The following is a 15,568-nucleotide window of genomic DNA, read 5'->3' as shown; positions in this document are numbered from 1 at the left end:
CGACGCGTGCGGCGGGCGTGCCGCCAGGCGTGCGTGTGAGCGAGCAGTGGGACAAAAGACGCGCGGGGACGGCGCACCGTGTCGGTGCGCCGTCCCCGCGCGAGGGAGTGGTTCGGGTCGTTCCCTAGTCTGAGGTCGACGGTGTGACGGTCGACGGTGCCGACGCGGACGCCCCCGAGGTCGACGACGACGGTGAAACCGTCGTCACGGGCGCGTCAAGCTCCTCGTCGGCGATCCAGAGGTCGTCGTCGGCGCGGAAGGTCTGCCAGAGGGCGTAGCCAACGGCCGCGACCGCCGCCACGCCGGCGCCGATGAGGAACCAGCCGCCGACGCCGATGCCCTTCTTGTTGTACTTCTTGTCGTACTCCTTGAGCGCCGACTTCGCTCGGCGGTCCAGGGTCTTCGAGAGACCCCGGGCCTTCTTGGCCGCACCCTTGTAGTCGGACTTCTCGCTTGCGAGGTTCGCGAAGGTCCCGGCGATTGAGCCACCGATGGTGGCGGCGGCCGGAACGACACGACCGTTGAACCGCACGCGAGCGTCGTCGGCCGCGTCCCGAGCGATGCCGAGGCCTCGGTCGACGTTCGGGCGAACCCGAGCGTTGTACTCGCCCTGCAGGTAGGGGAGGAGCTCGGTGTCGCGCAGCCGCTTGGCATTGTCGCCTGCCTCCGACCGCAGCTCGCGGGCGTGCTCGAGAACCGCCTGCTGCTCGGCCCACAGCGAGCTTGCGTGCTTTCGCAGGCGCTTCAACTGGCGCTGGTTCTTCTTCGAGAGGGCCATGCGTGCCTCCATAACTGTGATCAGGTCTACGTCAATCTTGGCACGCGCGACCGGGCGCCAACCTGAATTCCCCGCATCCGTTGCAGGATGCGACGCTCGAACGCCGGGAAATTGTGCGCGGCGCGAACACTCGCCGGGGCATTTGGGTGCATGAGCCGCCGCGCGTGCTCATCGTGGAAGGATTGCCGCATGTCTCTTGCTACCGCAATCGCGACCATCACGACGAACGTCGGCCCCATCACGATCGAGCTCTACGGCAACCACGCCCCGAAGACCGTCAAGGTCATCACGGGCCTCGCTACGGGGGAGCTCGAGTGGGTCGACCCCGAGACGGGTGAGAAGCGCAACGACCCGTACTACGACGGCGTCGCGTTCCACCGCATCATTCCCGACTTCATGATTCAGGGTGGCGACCGCACCGGGACGGGCGCTGGCGGTCCCGGCTTCACCTTCGACGACGAGATCCACCCGGAGCTCACGTTCCAGGATCCTTACATGCTCGCGATGGCGAACGCCGGCAAGCGCGGCGGTCAGGGCACCAACGGCTCGCAGTTCTTCATCACGACCGGTCCGACGACATGGCTGCAGGGCAAGCACACCATCTTCGGCAAGGTCACCGACCCCGCTTCGCAGCAGGTCGTCGACAAGCTCGGACGGGTCGAGACCGACCCGCGCGACCGTCCCCTGAACGACGTCGTGATCCAGAGCTTCACGATCGAGCCTGTCGCCCAGGGCTGATCCCGACCGTGCCCGACTATGGTCAGCGCGCTGAGCAGCGTGCCGACAATTCCTGTTACCGGCACCCGGATCGGCAGAGCTTCGTCCTGTGCCAGCGCTGCGGCAAGACGATCTGCGGCGACTGCCAGACGCCGGCGCCGGTCGGGGTGATCTGCCCTGGCTGCGTGGCCGAGGCGAAACGTGCCCACAAGGGTTCACGGCCCGGCCTCGGCACACGCCTCAGCCGCGCCGCGGCGCTCGGCCGGCCGGTCGTGACGTACTCGATCATCGCCGTCACGTTGCTCGTGTACGCCGTGCAGTTCGTGACCGGCGGATTCGTCACCAATCTGCTGCTGTTCAATCCCGTCACCCTCTGGGTCGACGGCGATCGGTTCGAGCCATGGCGAGCGCTGACCGTCACCCTCGTGCACGGTGGCATATGGCACGTGCTGTTCAACATGGTCACGCTCTGGCTTTTCGGGCGCGTGCTGGAGCCGCTCTATGGGCGTCTGCGGTTCGGCCTCGTGTGGGTTGCGGCGGCGCTCGGCGGATCCCTCGCCGTCGTCATCGCGACCCCCACAGGGTCGGTGATCGGAGCATCCGGTGCCGTCTTCGGCCTGTTCGGCGCATACTTCGTGGTGATGCGGCAGGCGCGGATGAACACCACCTCGCTGCTGGTGCTCGTCGGCATCAACGTCGTCATGGGGTTTATCAACCCCGGCGTCTCATGGCAGGCACACATCGGCGGCCTGTTGGTCGGTCTCCTCGCGGGGTGGCTGGTCAGCCGCGACGTACGGGGCCCGCGGGCGGTATCGACGGACGGCCGCAAACGGCCTCCGGCCTCCGGTGCCGTACTCGTTGGCGTGCTGGCGCTCGCGCTCTTCGGCGCGTGCCTGCTCTGGGCCAACACGATCGGCGTGAGCACGGCCGTGGCGGGAGGCTGAACGGCGCCCGCACAAGCGGGCGTCGCCACGAGGAGCGTCATCGTGCGCTTCACCGGTGATCACACGCGTGTAATTACACACCTGTGAGCAACCCTGTGGACAACTCCGGGCCGCGGCCCCGGGCGACACCCGCGGCGGAAACGAACGAGGGGGCGCATCCGTGTCGGATGCGCCCCCTCGTTGGTGCGTGTGCGTGACGTAGTGCCGCTACGACTTCCAGTTCGTCGTCATCAGGAAGCCGACGAAGGCGATGCCGAAGCCAACGAGGATGTTCCACGACCCGAGCTCGGCGATGGGGAATCGCCCGCTCGACAGGTAGTAGACGATGATCCAGAGGAACCCGATGGCGAGGAAGCCGAACATCAGCGGCTTGAACCACACGGGGTTCGCGCCTTCCGGGCGCGCCGGGCGGCGACGGCGCTGCTTCTCGGCTGCGGCGGCAGCGGCCGCCGCAGCGGAAGCGGCCGAAGATGTGTGCTTGCGCGAACCGGACGGCGTCTTGGTGCGCTCCGCCTTCTTCGCGGCCTCGCCCTTGGGGGCGTTCGCGGCGCCCTTCTTCGCCAACCGCTCCTGACGCCGTTGCTCCTTCAACGCGGCGCGGTCGGCGGCACGCTGCTCGGCTGCGCTCAGCTTGCGGCCGCCAGAACGCTTCTTCGCAGCGGAGGACCGCTTCCCGGCCGAGGCTCGCCCGTCAGAGCGAGTCGTCGACGTGCCGCCCCGTTTCGACGAGCGCCCGCCTCGGGGGCTGGTGACGGGCTCGCGGACGTCGCTGTCGTCGTCCCGCTCGTCGTCGAGGTCGTCATCGTCGAGTTCCTCGTCCTCTAGGTCATCCTGGTCGAGGTCGTCGTCGTCGTCGAGACCGTCATCGTCGAGACCGTCATCGTCGAGGTCGTCGTCTTCGTCGATCTCGTCGTCGTCGAGTTCCTCGTCGTCCTCAAGGTCGTCGTCCTCAGCGTCGTCGTCGAGGTCGTCGTCCTCAAACTCGTCGTCCTCGAGGTCGTCGTCGTCCGTCACGTCCTCGCCGGCCGTGCCGTCGTCCTCGGGGTCGATGTCGTCGAGGTCTTCGGTCTCCGTGGGGTCGATGGCGTCGATCTCGTCGTCGCGCTCGTCACGACCCTTGCGGGCGGGCGTCTCAGCAGGCATGGCGGACAGTCTATCTTCACGCGGGCGCCTCTCCACGCGCCGCCGCGGAGCCGCTGGACGCGACGTTCGAGGGCGGACCCGGTCGCCCTCAGGGTGCGGGCGAGTCGGTGGGCGTCGGCGTCGGCGCCGGGTTCTCGGCCGAACCCGTGCAATAGGTGATCGTCACGTCGGAGTGCTGCTCGACCGGGCCGGCCGCGAGCGACATGCTGACGATGGGATCACCCTCCTCCGCCGGACAGTTCGGGTCTGACTCGACGATGCCCCGAAGGCCGAGCGATTGCAGGGTCGAGGTGGCCTCCTCGAGCCCCGTGCCGACCAGGTCGGGCAGCTCGACGAGCCCCGACGAGACGACGACGTCGACGGTCGAGTCCGGCCCTACCTGCGACCCCGCCACGGGCTCGCTGCGGATGATGGTTCCCTGGGGCGCCGATGGCGAGTTCTCGGTGGTCACGGTGCCGAGGGCGAGCCCCTCGCCCTCGAGGACCGACGTCGCCTGCTCGACGGTCATACCGTTGATGTTCGGAAGCTCGACGGAGGAGGGGCCAGCCGACACCGTCACCGTCACGACCTGGCCCACGGGCACCGTGAGTCCGACGTCGGGCGAAAGCGACATGACGATGCCAGCCGGGACCTCGTCGCTCGTGGCCGTCTCGCGAGAGGGAACGAGCTGCAGCTCCGTGAGCTCGGCATCGGCCTCCTCCCACGTCGCGCCGACGACATCGGGGATCTCGACCCCCGCCTGCGGAAGCTGCGACTCCCTCGGGAGCGTCGCCACCCAGAAGATCACGGCAGCGACGATGGCGAGTATGAGGGCGGCCGCTCCCCAGATCCACATGGCCGGAGGGCGACGCTGCACCGTCGGAGCGCGCTCGTCGTTCTCCGAGAGCGCCGCGAACGCCGACTCGGTCTGCGCGACGGCCGTCGGCGCGGGACCGAACAGCTGCGTGTCCTCAGTCTCGTCCGCCTCGACCCCGAAGGCGGGCATGATGCCCTGCACCGCGAGCTCGAGATCCCGTCGGAACTCGCTCGCCGACTGGAAGCGGTCGTCGGGGCTCTTCGCGAGCGCGCGAAGCACCACGGCATCCATGGCTGGAGAGACGTTCGGATTGAGCTCGCTCGGCGGAACAGGGCGCTCGGTGACGTGCTGATAGGCGACCGCGACCGCCGAATCGCCTTGGAACGGCACCTGGCCCGTCAACATCTCGTAGAGGACGATGCCTGCCGAATACAGGTCGCTTCGGCCGTCGACGTTCTCGCCTCGCGCCTGCTCCGGCGAGAAGTACGAGGCGGTTCCGAGAATGGCCGTGGTCTGCGCGATCGTGCCGGCTGTGTCGGAGATGGCGCGGGCGATGCCGAAGTCCATGACCTTCACGGTGCCGTCGGGCGTGACTTTGATGTTGCCCGGCTTGATGTCGCGGTGCACCACGCCGGCGCGGTGCGAGTACTCGAGGGCGGTGAGGATGCCGGACATGTAGCTGGCGATCTTGTCGTTCGCCAGTGGCGCATCCAGCATGAGGTCGCGCAGCTGGTCGCCTTCGACGTACTCCATCACGATGTACGGCACGATGAGCTCGTGGCCGTCGGCTCGGACGAACGTGTCCTCGCCAGCGTCGAAGACTCGCACGATCGTCGGGTGCGTCATCCGTGCCGCGGCCTGCGCCTCAGCGCGGAAACGGAAGCGGAAGTCGGGTTCCCCGGACAGTTGCGTGTTCAAAAGCTTGACGGCCACGCGGCGTCCCAACCGCTCGTCGAGGCCGAGATAGACCTCGGCCATGCCGCCGCGACCGATCCGACGACCGATCTCGTAGCGACCGGCGAGGGTGCGTTCGCCCTGAATCACGTACTGCACTCCTCACTTGCATCGGCTCGTATGGCACGCCGGCGCACTATAGGGATCGATGGTAACCGCAGCGACATCGTCAGTCGCACGGAGACGTCCGCTTCGTAACCGAATCGAGCGATACGGATGCGAGGTCGCGTCCGCGCAGGAGCGCTCAGTCGCCGATGCCCTCCGGGGGTGCGTCCGTCTCCGTGCCGTCGTCGCCGTTGTCCGGTGGCAACTGCGCGACCGAGGCGGTGCCGGTCGGCGAGTAGCCCGATGCCGTGCCGCCGCAGAAGTACTGGTAGGCGAGCGTGACCTCCGTTGCCCCCTCGTCGATCGCGATGGTGACCGAGTTCGTGCCAGGGCGGCCGCCACCCTGCACGGAGCCGCCCGACACCTGCACCTCATAGCCCTCGAACGACTGACCCGCGGGGCAACTGTTGGCCTGATAGGTCCAGTTCGCCGTGGCCTGCGTGCCCGAGCCGTTGACGGTGATGGCGGGCGTATCGGTCGGGGTGGTCGGGTCTGCGATGTCGGTGTAGACGGTCAATTGCACGGTGGAACCGATGGGAACGTTGCCCGTCGGGTTGACGCTCTGCACCGTGCCGACCTCGCCCTGGCTCGGGGCCGACTGGCCATCGACGCGTTCCGGCGTCAGGCCGAGGGCTTGCACGGCCGCCGCCGCCTCGTCGTACGGCAGGCCGACGAAGTCGCCCGCGTTGACCGCCACGGTCGTCGCCGTCGGCGACGCGGTCTGCGTGGTCGTCTGCGTGGTCGTGGCGGTCGTGGTCGCCGTCGGTGTCGGGGTCGCGTCCTCGGCCGAATTGGTGTTGAACAGCTGGATGCCGAGGAACGTGACCGCGATGAGGAGGAGGACCACGACGCCGATGAGCACCCAGAGCCAGACCGATGGCCGCTTCCGGGGCTCGGCGTCATCGGGCTGCGCGACGAGCGTGCCCTCCTGGTCATCCCCACCGGGCTCGTCGATGGCGAGCAGGGAGTTGAGATCGCCGCCGTACCGCCCGGTCGACTGATCGCCGGGCCCCATGACGCGCGTCGCATCCCCGTCGGACTGCCCGGCACCCGCGGCGGCACCGGCCGCCGCTCCGGCGGCCGTGCCGAACACGGTCGTTCGCCCGTCGGCGACCTGGCCCTGCACCGCGGTGCGGTCGAGGGGTGCCGTCGCAGGGCCTGCGGGACGGTCGCCGAGGATCGCGGGCACGAAGGTGGCGGCACGGCGCGTGTCGCCGTCACGGAGGGCGCGTGCAGCGCGCCCCAGTGCCTCGGCCGTCGTGGGGCGCGAGTTCGGCTCCTTCTCGAGAGCGTTGAACACGAGATTGCGGACCGGTTCGGGAACCGTCACCGGCAGGGGCGGCGGCGCGTCGTTGATGTGCGCCATTGCGATCGCCACCTGCGACTCGCCCGTGAACGGGCGCCGCCCGGCGAGCGACTCGTACGCGACGATGCCGAGCGAGTAGATGTCGGTCGACGGCGAGGCGGCATGGCCCGAGGCCTGCTCGGGCGACAGGTACTGCACGGTGCCCATCACCTGACCGGTCGCCGTCAGCGGCACCTGATCCGCAATGCGGGCGATGCCGAAGTCGGTGATCTTCACGCGGCCGTCGGGCGTGATGAGGAGGTTTCCCGGCTTGATGTCGCGGTGCACGAGGCCGGCGCCGTGCGCGGCGTGGAGGGCCGACGCCGTCTGCGCGACGATGTCCATCACCTGGGCCGCCGGCAGCACTCGTTCGCGTTCGAGGATGTTCGAGAGCGCCTCGCCCGGAACGAGTTCCATGACGAGATAGGCGGAGCCGTTGTCCTCGCCGTAGTCATAGACGTTGGCGATGCCCTCGTGGTTGACGAGCGCCGCGTGACGGGCCTCGGCGCGGAAACGCTCGAGGAAGCCGGGGTCGCCCATGTATTCGTCTTTGAGGATCTTGATGGCGACGGTGCGCCCGATCACCTGATCGGTCGCGTCCCAGACCTCACCCATCCCCCCGATCGCGATGCGGGAGTTGAGCTGATACCGATCACCGAGAGAGACACCCTGGGAAGGTCTCATCGCCCTTGCACCGCCTTCATCACTTCCTGGCCGATTGTTGCTGCAAGCCCGTTGCCGGTGCCCGATTGGCCCATGCCGCCACCATCCTCGAGAACGACCGCCACCGCGATCTCTCGGTCACCAGAGGCCGCGAAGCCCGTGAACCAAAGTGAATACGCTTCATCGGGACCGTTCTCGGCTGTCCCGGTCTTGCCGGCAACATCGACACCGTCAATTCTGGCATTACTCGCGACCCCGCTGTTCACGGAGGCGATCATCATCGACGCGAGCGCATCCGCCGTCTGCTGGCTGAACGCCCGGCCGTACTCCGAGACCTGCTGGCTCTGCAACTCCTGCAGCTCGGGCGTGAGCACCTGCTCCACGGAGGTGGGATTCATGACCACGCCGCCGTTGGCGATCGCGCTCGACACCATCGCGATCTGCAGCGGGGTCGCTCGCACGTCGAACTGGCCGAATCCCGTCAGCGCGGTCTGCGCGTCGTCGAGGCCGCCCGTGGGATACACGCTGGCCGCCGAAGTCTGCGGCACGTCGAACTCGTGGTTGAAGCCGAGCGCCTCGGCCATGTCCCGGAGCCGGCCGGCACCGAGCTGCACGGCCAACTGCGCGAAGGGGATGTTGCACGAGAACTCGATCGCCGTGCGCAGCGTCGTGGTGTCGCCCGGGCCGCATGGCGACCCGTGCGTCGGATTGTTCACGACGGCCGTGCTGCCCGGCAGGGTCCAGGTCGCCGGGTTCGGCAGTTCCCCGTCCGGTGTCGTGATCCCCGACTCGAGTGCCGCCGCCGCGACGACGAGCTTGAACACCGATCCGGGCGGGTTCATGTTGCCACCGATGGCCGAGTTCACGAGCGGCGAGCCGTCGGCGTTGAGCAGTGCGGTGTAGTTGGCCTCGACCTCTTCGAGGTCGGTGCTCGCGAGCACGTTCGGGTCGTAGGCCGGCTTTGACACCATGCCGAGGATCGCCCCCGTGCTCGGCTCGATCGCGATCACCGATCCGCGCATATCACCGAGGGCGTCCCATGCGACCTGCTGCACGATCGGGTCGACCGTCAGCTCGACCGCCGCGCCCGCCGGCGTCTGCCCCGTGAACAGGCCCGCGAGCCCCGAGAAGAACTGCGCGTCGCTGCTGGCCGAGAGTTCGGGGTTCATGGCGTGCTCGATGCCCGCCGACCCGAGGCCGTACGTGTAGTAGCCGGTCAGCGCCGAGTAGAGCTCCCCCTCAGCGTACGTGCGCTGGTACTGGTAGTCGCTCTCGATCGGCACCGAGTAGGCGATGGGCACTCCGTCGACGAGGATCGGGCCGCGCTGGATCTCGTAGTTCGCGACCACGGTGCGGTAGTTGCGCGGGTCCTCGTTGAGTTCGCGCTCCGCGACCACCTGGATGATCGTCGTCGACGTGAAGAGCGACAGGAACATCACGAGCACGACGGCCCCGACGATCCGCAGATGCTGACTCATGCGTGCACCTCCGTGGGTGTGCGACGGACCGTATCGCTGAGGCGCAGCAGGATCGCCACGATGATCCAGTTGGTGAGCAGGCTCGATCCGCCGGCCGCCATAAACGGCATCGTGAGACCGGTGAGCGGAATCACGCGCGTGACCCCGCCGACCACGATGAAGACCTGCAGGGCGATGAGGAAGCTCAGGCCCGACGCAAGCAGGCGCCCGAAGTCGTCGAGGCCCTGGTGGCCGATGCGGAAGCCGCGGGCCACGAGGATCGCGAACAGGCTGAAGATGACGAACAGACCCGCGAGCCCGAGCTCTTCGCCGAGCGCCGCGACGATGAAGTCGCTCGACGCGAGCGGGGTGTCACCGGGGCGGCCCTGCCCGAGGCCCTGACCGAGCAGCCCGCCGTTCGCGAGCCCGTACAGCCCCTGCACGAGCTGGAAGCTGCCGCCGTCGGCGTCGATCATGGCCTGGTCGAAGGGATCGAGCCACGCGTGCACGCGGAACTCCACGTACCCCATTGTCGAGTAGGCGAACCAGCCGCCGACCGCGATAAGCACGACGCCGATGAGGATCCAGCTGAAGCGACCCGTGGCGACGAACATCATCACGAGGAACAGCCCGAAGTACAGCAGCGCGGTGCCGAGGTCACGCTGGAACGCGAGCACGCCGAGGCACAACAGCCACACCACGAGGATCGGACCGAAATCGCGGATGCGGGGGAAACGCATCCACAGGAACTTGTGGCCGACGACCGACAGGGTCTCGCGCGCCGTCACGAGATATCCCGCGAAGAAGATCGCCAGCGCAACCTTGGCGACTTCGCCCGGCTGGAAGCTGAAGCCCGCGATGGTGATCCAGACGTTCGCGTTCACGTCTTGCGCCCCGAGCCCGGGTACGAGCGGTAGCAGCAGCAGGACGATCGCGAGCGCCATGAAGATATACGTGTAGCGCTGCAGGATGCGGTGATTCTTGAGGAAGAGCAACACGATGATCGCGAAGCCGACCGCGACGGCCGTGAGGATCATCTGGTTGGTCGAGGGCGTCAGGAACGCGCCCCCGAGATCCTCGTCGAGGTCGAGCCGATAGATCATGGCGATGCCGAGCCCGTTGAGCACGGCCGAGATCGGCAGGATGAACGGGTCGGCCTGGGGGGCGCGGAAGCGCAGCACGAGGTGCACGCCGATCGTCAGCGCCGTGATGATGCCCGAGAGCGTGAGCACGTTGAAATCGAAGGTGCCGCGCACGCCGAGCTGCACCAGCAGGATCGCCGCGAAGTTGATGAACGCGGCGAAGACGAGCAGGCCCAGCTCCATGTTGCGCAGGCCCTGGGAACCGGGGCGCCGCAGCACGCGCTCGCTGCCGGTCGAGCGCACGTCCGTGCCCTGCGCCGGCGCACTACCCGCTTGCGACATTTTGCAACCTCTCGACGATCGCGAGCGCTTCGTCATAACCTGGAGCACTGATCGTCTGCAGCACTTGGATCTGCTGGTACGTGGGGAGCGTACCGACCGGGATGTCGGTCACCTCCACGACGTGGTGGAGTTCGAACGGACCGAGGTTCTGTTGCACGCCCTGGTAGATCGCGACGTTGCCCTCGTGCTCGGCGACGAAGTATTGCGTCTGCGTCCATTCGTAGGCGAGCCAACTCGCGCCCGCGATCGCGCCGACGAGCAGGATGACGGCGGCCAGCCACGTGAGTTGCCTGCGCCGCTTGCGCTGACGGTCTTCCTTGATGAGCTGCTCGAGGAACTCGTCCGACGGCGGGATGAACTCCTCGTCTTCCGGCTTCGGCTGCCGGCGCAGGGGATGCAGGATCGACGGCAGCAACTGCGAATGCCGCTTCTGCCGCCGTGAGGTGTAACGCAGCGGGTTGGCGGCCGATCCGACCATCTTCGGTTGCAGGTCCTCGACCGGGGTCTCACCGACCTCAACCACGACGACCGTGACGTTATCCGGCGCGCCGTTGTCGAGCGCGAGCTGGACGAGATCGTCACAGGTCTCGCGGCTCGACTGGCCCGCCCGCGAGAGCACCTCGACGATGTGCTCGTCGTCGACATAGCTCGAGAGTCCGTCGGAGCACAGCAGCCACCGGTCGCCCGGCACGGCCGGGGCGACCATGGTGTCGACCTCGAGGTCGGTCTCGACGTCGCCGAGCACGCGCATGAGCACGGAGCGGCGCGGATGGACGAGCGCCTCCTCCGGCGTGATTCGACCGGCGTCGACGAGGCGCTGCACGAAGGTGTGGTCGACGCTCTCCTGGGTGAACTCGCCGTCGTGCAGCCGATAGATGCGGGAGTCGCCGATGTGGCCCATGACGATCGAGTCGCCGACGAGCGTGATCGCGCACGCGGTCGTTCCCATGCCCCGCAGCTCGGTGTGCTCGTCCACGGCGTCGGCGATGAGACGGTTGCCCTCGGCGAAGAGGTTGGAGAGGCCGACCTCGGCATCGTCGATGGTCGGGAAGTCGCGCTCGTGCTCGGCGACGTGCTTGACCGCGATCGCGCTCGCGACGTCGCCGCCCGCGTGGCCGCCCATGCCATCGGCGACCATGAAGACATGGTTGCCGACGTAGGCCGAGTCCTGGTTGTTCGACCTGACCCGACCGACGTGTGACACGGCGTCACCGCGGGAAATGACCGGCATGTCAGCGCAGCTCGAAGGTGGTCGTGCCGATGCGAACCGGCGTGCCGGCGGGGAGCTCCGCCGAGCCGGTCACGCGACTGCCGGCGAGGTAGGTGCCATTCGTGGAGTCGAGGTCGACGATGCGCCAGGCGGTTCCCTGGCGCTCGATGCGGGCGTGCCGAGTCGACGTGTAGTCGTCCTGGATGACGAGCCCGCTATCCGGCGCACGACCGATCGTGAGGGGCTCGTCGCCGAGCAGCACTTCGGTGCCTCGCTTGGGGCCGGAGGTGAGGTGGATGCGGGCCTTGCGCGGAGGAGCAGCAGTCGCATTCCCCTGAGGTCGCGGTGCACCGGCCGGGGCCGGCGCCGCTGCGGGTGCACCGCCCGCAGCGGCGGGCAGCGGCCTGTTCTCGGCTCCCGCGAAGGTCTGCTGGCGCGATTGGGCCTCGACCCGGCGCTGGTACTCGCTTGCGCGGGTACCGAAGAGGTCGCTGCGAAGCGCGTAGATGATCGAGAACACGAAGATCCACAGCACGGCGAGGAACGCGAGCCGCAGGACCAACAGGGTCAGTTCACTCGTCACTGTCGTCCTCGCTGGCTGGGGATGAACCCGGTCTCGTCGCTCGGCGGCGCCTGCGGCACCACACGGAATATGAGGCGCTGCCCCGCGATCTCGATCACCGCATCCGGTTCAAGCGTCGCGCGCGAGACGCGACGCCCCGCCAGCAGCGTGCCGTTGGTCGAGCCGAGGTCGCGGATACCCGCCCGCTGCCCGTCCCACACCACTTCGGCGTGCCGCCGAGACGCGCCCGAACCGGCGAGGGTGATGTCGGCCTCGGCGCCACGGCCGATCGTGGTCGACCCGACGCGCAGGTGGAAGCGCTCGCCGTCGACGTCGAGCACGGGCGTCCACACCACCTGGCCCTGCACGCTGCGAGACTCGATCTCGCAGCGGCCGACCGAGATCGAGTCGTCTTCCAGGAGCTTGATGCTGAGGCCGCCGGTGAACTGGTACCCCTGCTGCTGGGCATGGCGTTCGACGACGCGGTAGAGCTCGTCGGTCAGGGCGGACCCGTGGCTCGACATGCGTTCGTAGTCCGCGGGATTCAGCAGCACGTGAAAGCGGTTCGGCGCGAGGATGCGGTCACGCGTCACGACCTGCGCGCGCGTGTCGAGCTCCCGCTTGAGCGCCGCCGTGATCTCGACCGGCTGCAGCCCGGAACGGAAGGTCTTTGCGAACGCCCCGTTGAAGAGGCGCTCGAGACCTCGCTCGAGCCGATCGAGAATTCCCACGTATCTCCTGGTCTTGCACGTGTTGCCGGGCGATGGCGTGGACGTCCTCGTCGAACTCCTGTCGACTCGGCTGTCCCCTCGTGCCCGGTGCGGGTGCGCGACAGGGCGCCGAACAGCCCGCGGAGGCTGAGGGCATCGTATCCGCAACGCGCCGAAATCGCAGTTTCGGAGCGTGCGGGGGAGCCCGCGGGCGGGAGTCGGCGCATCGGCTGCGTCGCGCGGCGGGCGGGTTCGTGCTAGCCTCTCGGGGTTAGCGCGCAAGTGGCGGAATAGGCAGACGCGCACGGTTCAGGTCCGTGTGCCCGAAAGGGCGTGGGGGTTCAACTCCCCCCTTGCGCACCACTGTCCTGAGTCGCGACATCGTTGAGAAGCGAGTCGCGGCCCAGGGCTTTTCGTGTATGCCAACGACGGCGCGACGTGCCAGGCATTGATCAGCCCGGCCGGCATGTCGAGGGCGTCAAGGTTCACTGCTGGCGGATGGGTGCTGGTCAGGCCGGCCACGACGTCCGGTTCGCGGCCCTCGAGTCTGGCGACGATGCCACTCCGTATCGCCGGTGGGCGGAATCGTCGCGTCCGCGCGTCGACGTGTGTCAGGAGCGCGCGCAGAATGGCCATTGCACCGGACGCGCCACCCTCGGCCAGAAGCCAGCCGAGGCCCAGGATCCAGACGCCTTCAGCTGTGACCAGTGTGCAGAAGCCCACCAGCGCCACGACCGTCGCGAATGCGGTGATTCCCCACCGTCGTTGCGGGGTCGCGCGGCAGCGATCTGCCGCGAATCCGAAAGCGATAGCACCGGCGACGGCGCCGATGGATCCGAGCGCTCCGACGGTCCCGACAACGGCGACTTCCGAACCTGGTGCGATGAGACCCGCGCGTTGCGCAATGCCGACAGTCGCCGGCGGGACGAGCGCGGCAAGCACGAACAATTTCGCGACGTTGATCTTCGTGACCTGCCACCGAGATAGCACGGTATTCCCTTCGAGCTCGTGCGCCAGCGTCCCCAAGAATCGGCGCCAACGCTCGTCACGGTCGACGGTGACTCATGCAATGTGACGGCCTGACGATATCGGAGTTGCGCGGCACTTCTGGCGTACGTTTCCTTGTCTCCGACGGGACGCAGAGACGGAGCACCCACCGTGCCACGAGCGGCTCGCGGCGACGCCGAACTGGTTCGAGGTGCGCCGAAGGGTGAGGGGCGGGTGAGAAACGCAGATCCACCGTTCGGTTCGGCTATTTTCAGCATGAAGGCCGCGTCGGGCATGAAAGTCGCCGCGGCTCCTCGATACGCCAGAAAAGGAAAGAACCATGCCACAGTTGCAAAGTCGCCGACTGCGTGTCAGGCGAAATCTCGGGGGGATACTGGCCGCGTCTATCGCGGCCGTTGCGGTGCCACTTGTCAGTCCTATCCAGCTGCTCGGCGCCGCGCCCGTGAGCGCAGCTGAGTCCACGCAGTGCCCGGCAAACCCCGTCTGGGGCGGCATTGAGACGCTGACGGGGCGGGATGCGAACGTTTCATTGTACTCTGGCGGAAATCTGACGATATCGGGCCGGACCTCTGAGACGGAGGGCCTCACGGTAGTTGTCGGGGATGTCGATGCGACCGGCATTGCCGGGGGGTTCTCTTTCGGGCAGGTCGGAATGGGGTCGGGTCAATGGCCGTATCCGGACGCGGACGCTCTCGCCGTTGGTGGAAATACGCGCACCGACCCGGGCCAGACCCCGCCGTTCGTTTTCTCGGGGAGCGACTTCATGGACGTCCCGGCAAACGGTCGCGTCGGCGGAGTCGCCGAAGGTCCTGAATTCCGTCGCGGGCTGAACGCCGCGGCCCCGATACAGTACGGGCTCGGAGACGCGGCTCTTCAGGCCGTGTACCCCGGCAATGGTGGCGCTCCTGTCGACTACACGCAGTTCAATGAACGGGTCGATGCTCTCTCAACAGAACTGATGAGCGTTCCGGCGACGGGATCCACCGTCATCGGGGATGCACCTGACGGCGACATCACGTCGACCTGGTACCCAGGCGAGGTCGTGAGCACCGTTCATGTCGAAAACGAAGCCATGGTGACATTCACTGGAGATGGAACATCGTCACTTCAGGTGTTCAATCTCGACGGCGAAGCACTGACTCAGTACGCGCAGAGCAAGAGCGGTGTCTCGTTTGCTTTCGAAGGAATCCCTGCCGGTGCATCCGTGGCGGTCAATGTGACAGGAACGGACATTTCCTTTCGGCAGGGGTGGCGCACCCTCTTCAACGGGGTAGACGTCCATGACCCGTTCGCGACACCTACCGAGTTCGCCACCGCGTCAGCCGCTGTTCTGTTCAACTACGGCGAAGCGAACTCCCTGACGATCGCGGGTGGGACCGGAACCGAGACCAGCCGTGTCGACGTCAACGGTGACACGGTGCCGGGCATCGGACCTTTCCAGGACGAAGCCGCAGCACAGAGCCTCGGGTCGATTATCAGCCCGAACGCGGACGTTACACTCAACGTCAGCACCAACGGCAGGCTGCTGACCGGTGGAGATGTTTCGCTCATCGCAATCGACACACAGCTTGGACTAGCGATCGAGCACCATGCCTTCCCCTGGAGCGGTAGTCGCACCACCTCCTGTCAAGGCGTCGGTTCGGTGGTGTGGTCGAAGGTCGATGGTGTGTCGTCCGACCTGCTCGCGGGTTCGGTCTGGAGGCTGACCGGTCCTGATGGGTTCGACGAGGTCGTCGCCGACAATGGTGATCT

At 67.5% G+C, this 15,568-nt stretch carries 12 protein-coding genes, 1 tRNA gene and 1 pseudogene; 5 read left to right on the top strand and 9 right to left on the bottom strand.

Translation table 11 applies throughout. The annotated features are described in order from the left end of the window. Positions 1-124: 124 nt before the first annotated feature. Positions 125-778: a DNA/RNA helicase gene (locus tag F8O04_RS00080; protein ID WP_158027303.1), complete on the bottom strand. Its 654-nt coding sequence runs from the start codon at positions 776-778 to the stop codon at positions 125-127. Between the two features lie 189 nt (positions 779-967). Here F8O04_RS00080 and F8O04_RS00075 point away from each other — a divergent pair, with 189 nt between their 5' ends. Both F8O04_RS00075 and F8O04_RS00065 read left to right on the top strand, forming a co-directional pair. Continuing rightward, on the top strand, positions 968-1,516 hold the full coding sequence (locus F8O04_RS00075; protein WP_158027302.1) for a peptidylprolyl isomerase: 549 nt from the start codon (positions 968-970) through the stop codon (positions 1,514-1,516). A gap of 8 nt (positions 1,517-1,524) precedes the next feature. After that, positions 1,525-2,439: a rhomboid family intramembrane serine protease gene (locus F8O04_RS00065; protein ID WP_188726367.1), complete on the top strand. Its 915-nt coding sequence runs from the start codon at positions 1,525-1,527 to the stop codon at positions 2,437-2,439. A gap of 207 nt (positions 2,440-2,646) precedes the next feature. On the opposite strand, the pseudogene F8O04_RS15250 reads toward F8O04_RS00065, so the two are convergent. From F8O04_RS15250 to F8O04_RS00020, 8 genes and pseudogenes are all read right to left on the bottom strand, one after another. Then, positions 2,647-2,889, bottom strand: a pseudogene (locus F8O04_RS15250) (cell division protein CrgA); the annotation flags it as partial. 781 nt (positions 2,890-3,670) lie between these two features. Then, the gene (pknB, locus tag F8O04_RS00050) at positions 3,671-5,422 is read right to left on the bottom strand and encodes a Stk1 family PASTA domain-containing Ser/Thr kinase (protein WP_225734772.1); all 1,752 of its coding nucleotides are present in this window, start codon (positions 5,420-5,422) and stop codon (positions 3,671-3,673) included. Positions 5,423-5,576: 154 nt separating this feature from the next. Further along, positions 5,577-7,466 (bottom strand): protein kinase domain-containing protein, encoded by a 1,890-nt coding sequence (locus tag F8O04_RS00045; protein WP_158027299.1) that lies wholly within the window; start codon positions 7,464-7,466, stop codon positions 5,577-5,579. Next, entirely contained in the window at positions 7,463-8,923 is a 1,461-nt protein-coding gene (locus tag F8O04_RS00040) for a penicillin-binding transpeptidase domain-containing protein (RefSeq protein ID WP_158027298.1), read from the bottom strand. The genes F8O04_RS00045 and F8O04_RS00040 overlap by 4 nt, the downstream gene beginning before the upstream one ends. After that, positions 8,920-10,326: an FtsW/RodA/SpoVE family cell cycle protein gene (locus tag F8O04_RS00035; protein WP_158027297.1), complete on the bottom strand. Its 1,407-nt coding sequence runs from the start codon at positions 10,324-10,326 to the stop codon at positions 8,920-8,922. Before F8O04_RS00035 ends, F8O04_RS00040 begins: the two co-directional genes overlap by 4 nt. Then, positions 10,310-11,530 (bottom strand): protein phosphatase 2C domain-containing protein, encoded by a 1,221-nt coding sequence (locus tag F8O04_RS00030; RefSeq protein ID WP_308420198.1) that lies wholly within the window; start codon positions 11,528-11,530, stop codon positions 10,310-10,312. Before F8O04_RS00030 ends, F8O04_RS00035 begins: the two co-directional genes overlap by 17 nt. 28 nt (positions 11,531-11,558) lie before the next feature. After that, complete coding sequence (locus tag F8O04_RS00025) at positions 11,559-12,119, bottom strand: FHA domain-containing protein FhaB/FipA (RefSeq protein ID WP_158027295.1); 561 nt, start codon at positions 12,117-12,119, stop codon at positions 11,559-11,561. Continuing rightward, complete coding sequence (locus F8O04_RS00020; RefSeq protein WP_158027294.1) at positions 12,116-12,829, bottom strand: FhaA domain-containing protein; 714 nt, start codon at positions 12,827-12,829, stop codon at positions 12,116-12,118. Before F8O04_RS00020 ends, F8O04_RS00025 begins: the two co-directional genes overlap by 4 nt. A gap of 255 nt (positions 12,830-13,084) precedes the next feature. On the opposite strand from F8O04_RS00020, the gene F8O04_RS00015 reads away from it, so the two are divergent. The 3 genes from F8O04_RS00015 to F8O04_RS00005 all read left to right on the top strand — a co-directional run. Then, positions 13,085-13,171: transfer RNA gene (locus F8O04_RS00015), tRNA-Leu, on the top strand. Positions 13,172-13,246: 75 nt separating this feature from the next. Next, positions 13,247-13,795 carry a hypothetical protein gene (locus F8O04_RS00010; protein ID WP_158027293.1) on the top strand — a complete coding sequence of 183 codons (549 nt, stop codon included), beginning with the start codon at positions 13,247-13,249 and terminating at the stop codon, positions 13,793-13,795. 340 nt (positions 13,796-14,135) lie between these two features. Further along, on the top strand, positions 14,136-15,568 hold a 1,433-nt coding region (locus tag F8O04_RS00005; RefSeq protein WP_158027292.1), incomplete at its 3' end, for a choice-of-anchor A family protein.

This window comes from Pseudoclavibacter endophyticus, assembly GCF_008831085.1.
In the GTDB taxonomy this organism is placed as follows: domain Bacteria; phylum Actinomycetota; class Actinomycetes; order Actinomycetales; family Microbacteriaceae; genus Pseudoclavibacter; species Pseudoclavibacter endophyticus.
Note: the sequence above shows the minus strand (reverse complement) of the source record. Positions and strands in the feature narration are given on the sequence as shown.

What these genes read in the sequence shown, in the direction of transcription:
- F8O04_RS00080 (WP_158027303.1), bottom strand. Translation starts at nt 778, where the DNA reads ATGGCCCTCTCGAAGAAGAACCAGCGCCAGTTGAAGCGCCTGCGAAAG.
- F8O04_RS00075 (WP_158027302.1), top strand. Translation starts at nt 968, where the DNA reads ATGTCTCTTGCTACCGCAATCGCGACCATCACGACGAACGTCGGCCCC.
- F8O04_RS00045 (WP_158027299.1), bottom strand. Translation starts at nt 7,466, where the DNA reads ATGAGACCTTCCCAGGGTGTCTCTCTCGGTGATCGGTATCAGCTCAAC.
- F8O04_RS00040 (WP_158027298.1), bottom strand. Translation starts at nt 8,923, where the DNA reads ATGAGTCAGCATCTGCGGATCGTCGGGGCCGTCGTGCTCGTGATGTTC.
- F8O04_RS00035 (WP_158027297.1), bottom strand. Translation starts at nt 10,326, where the DNA reads ATGTCGCAAGCGGGTAGTGCGCCGGCGCAGGGCACGGACGTGCGCTCG.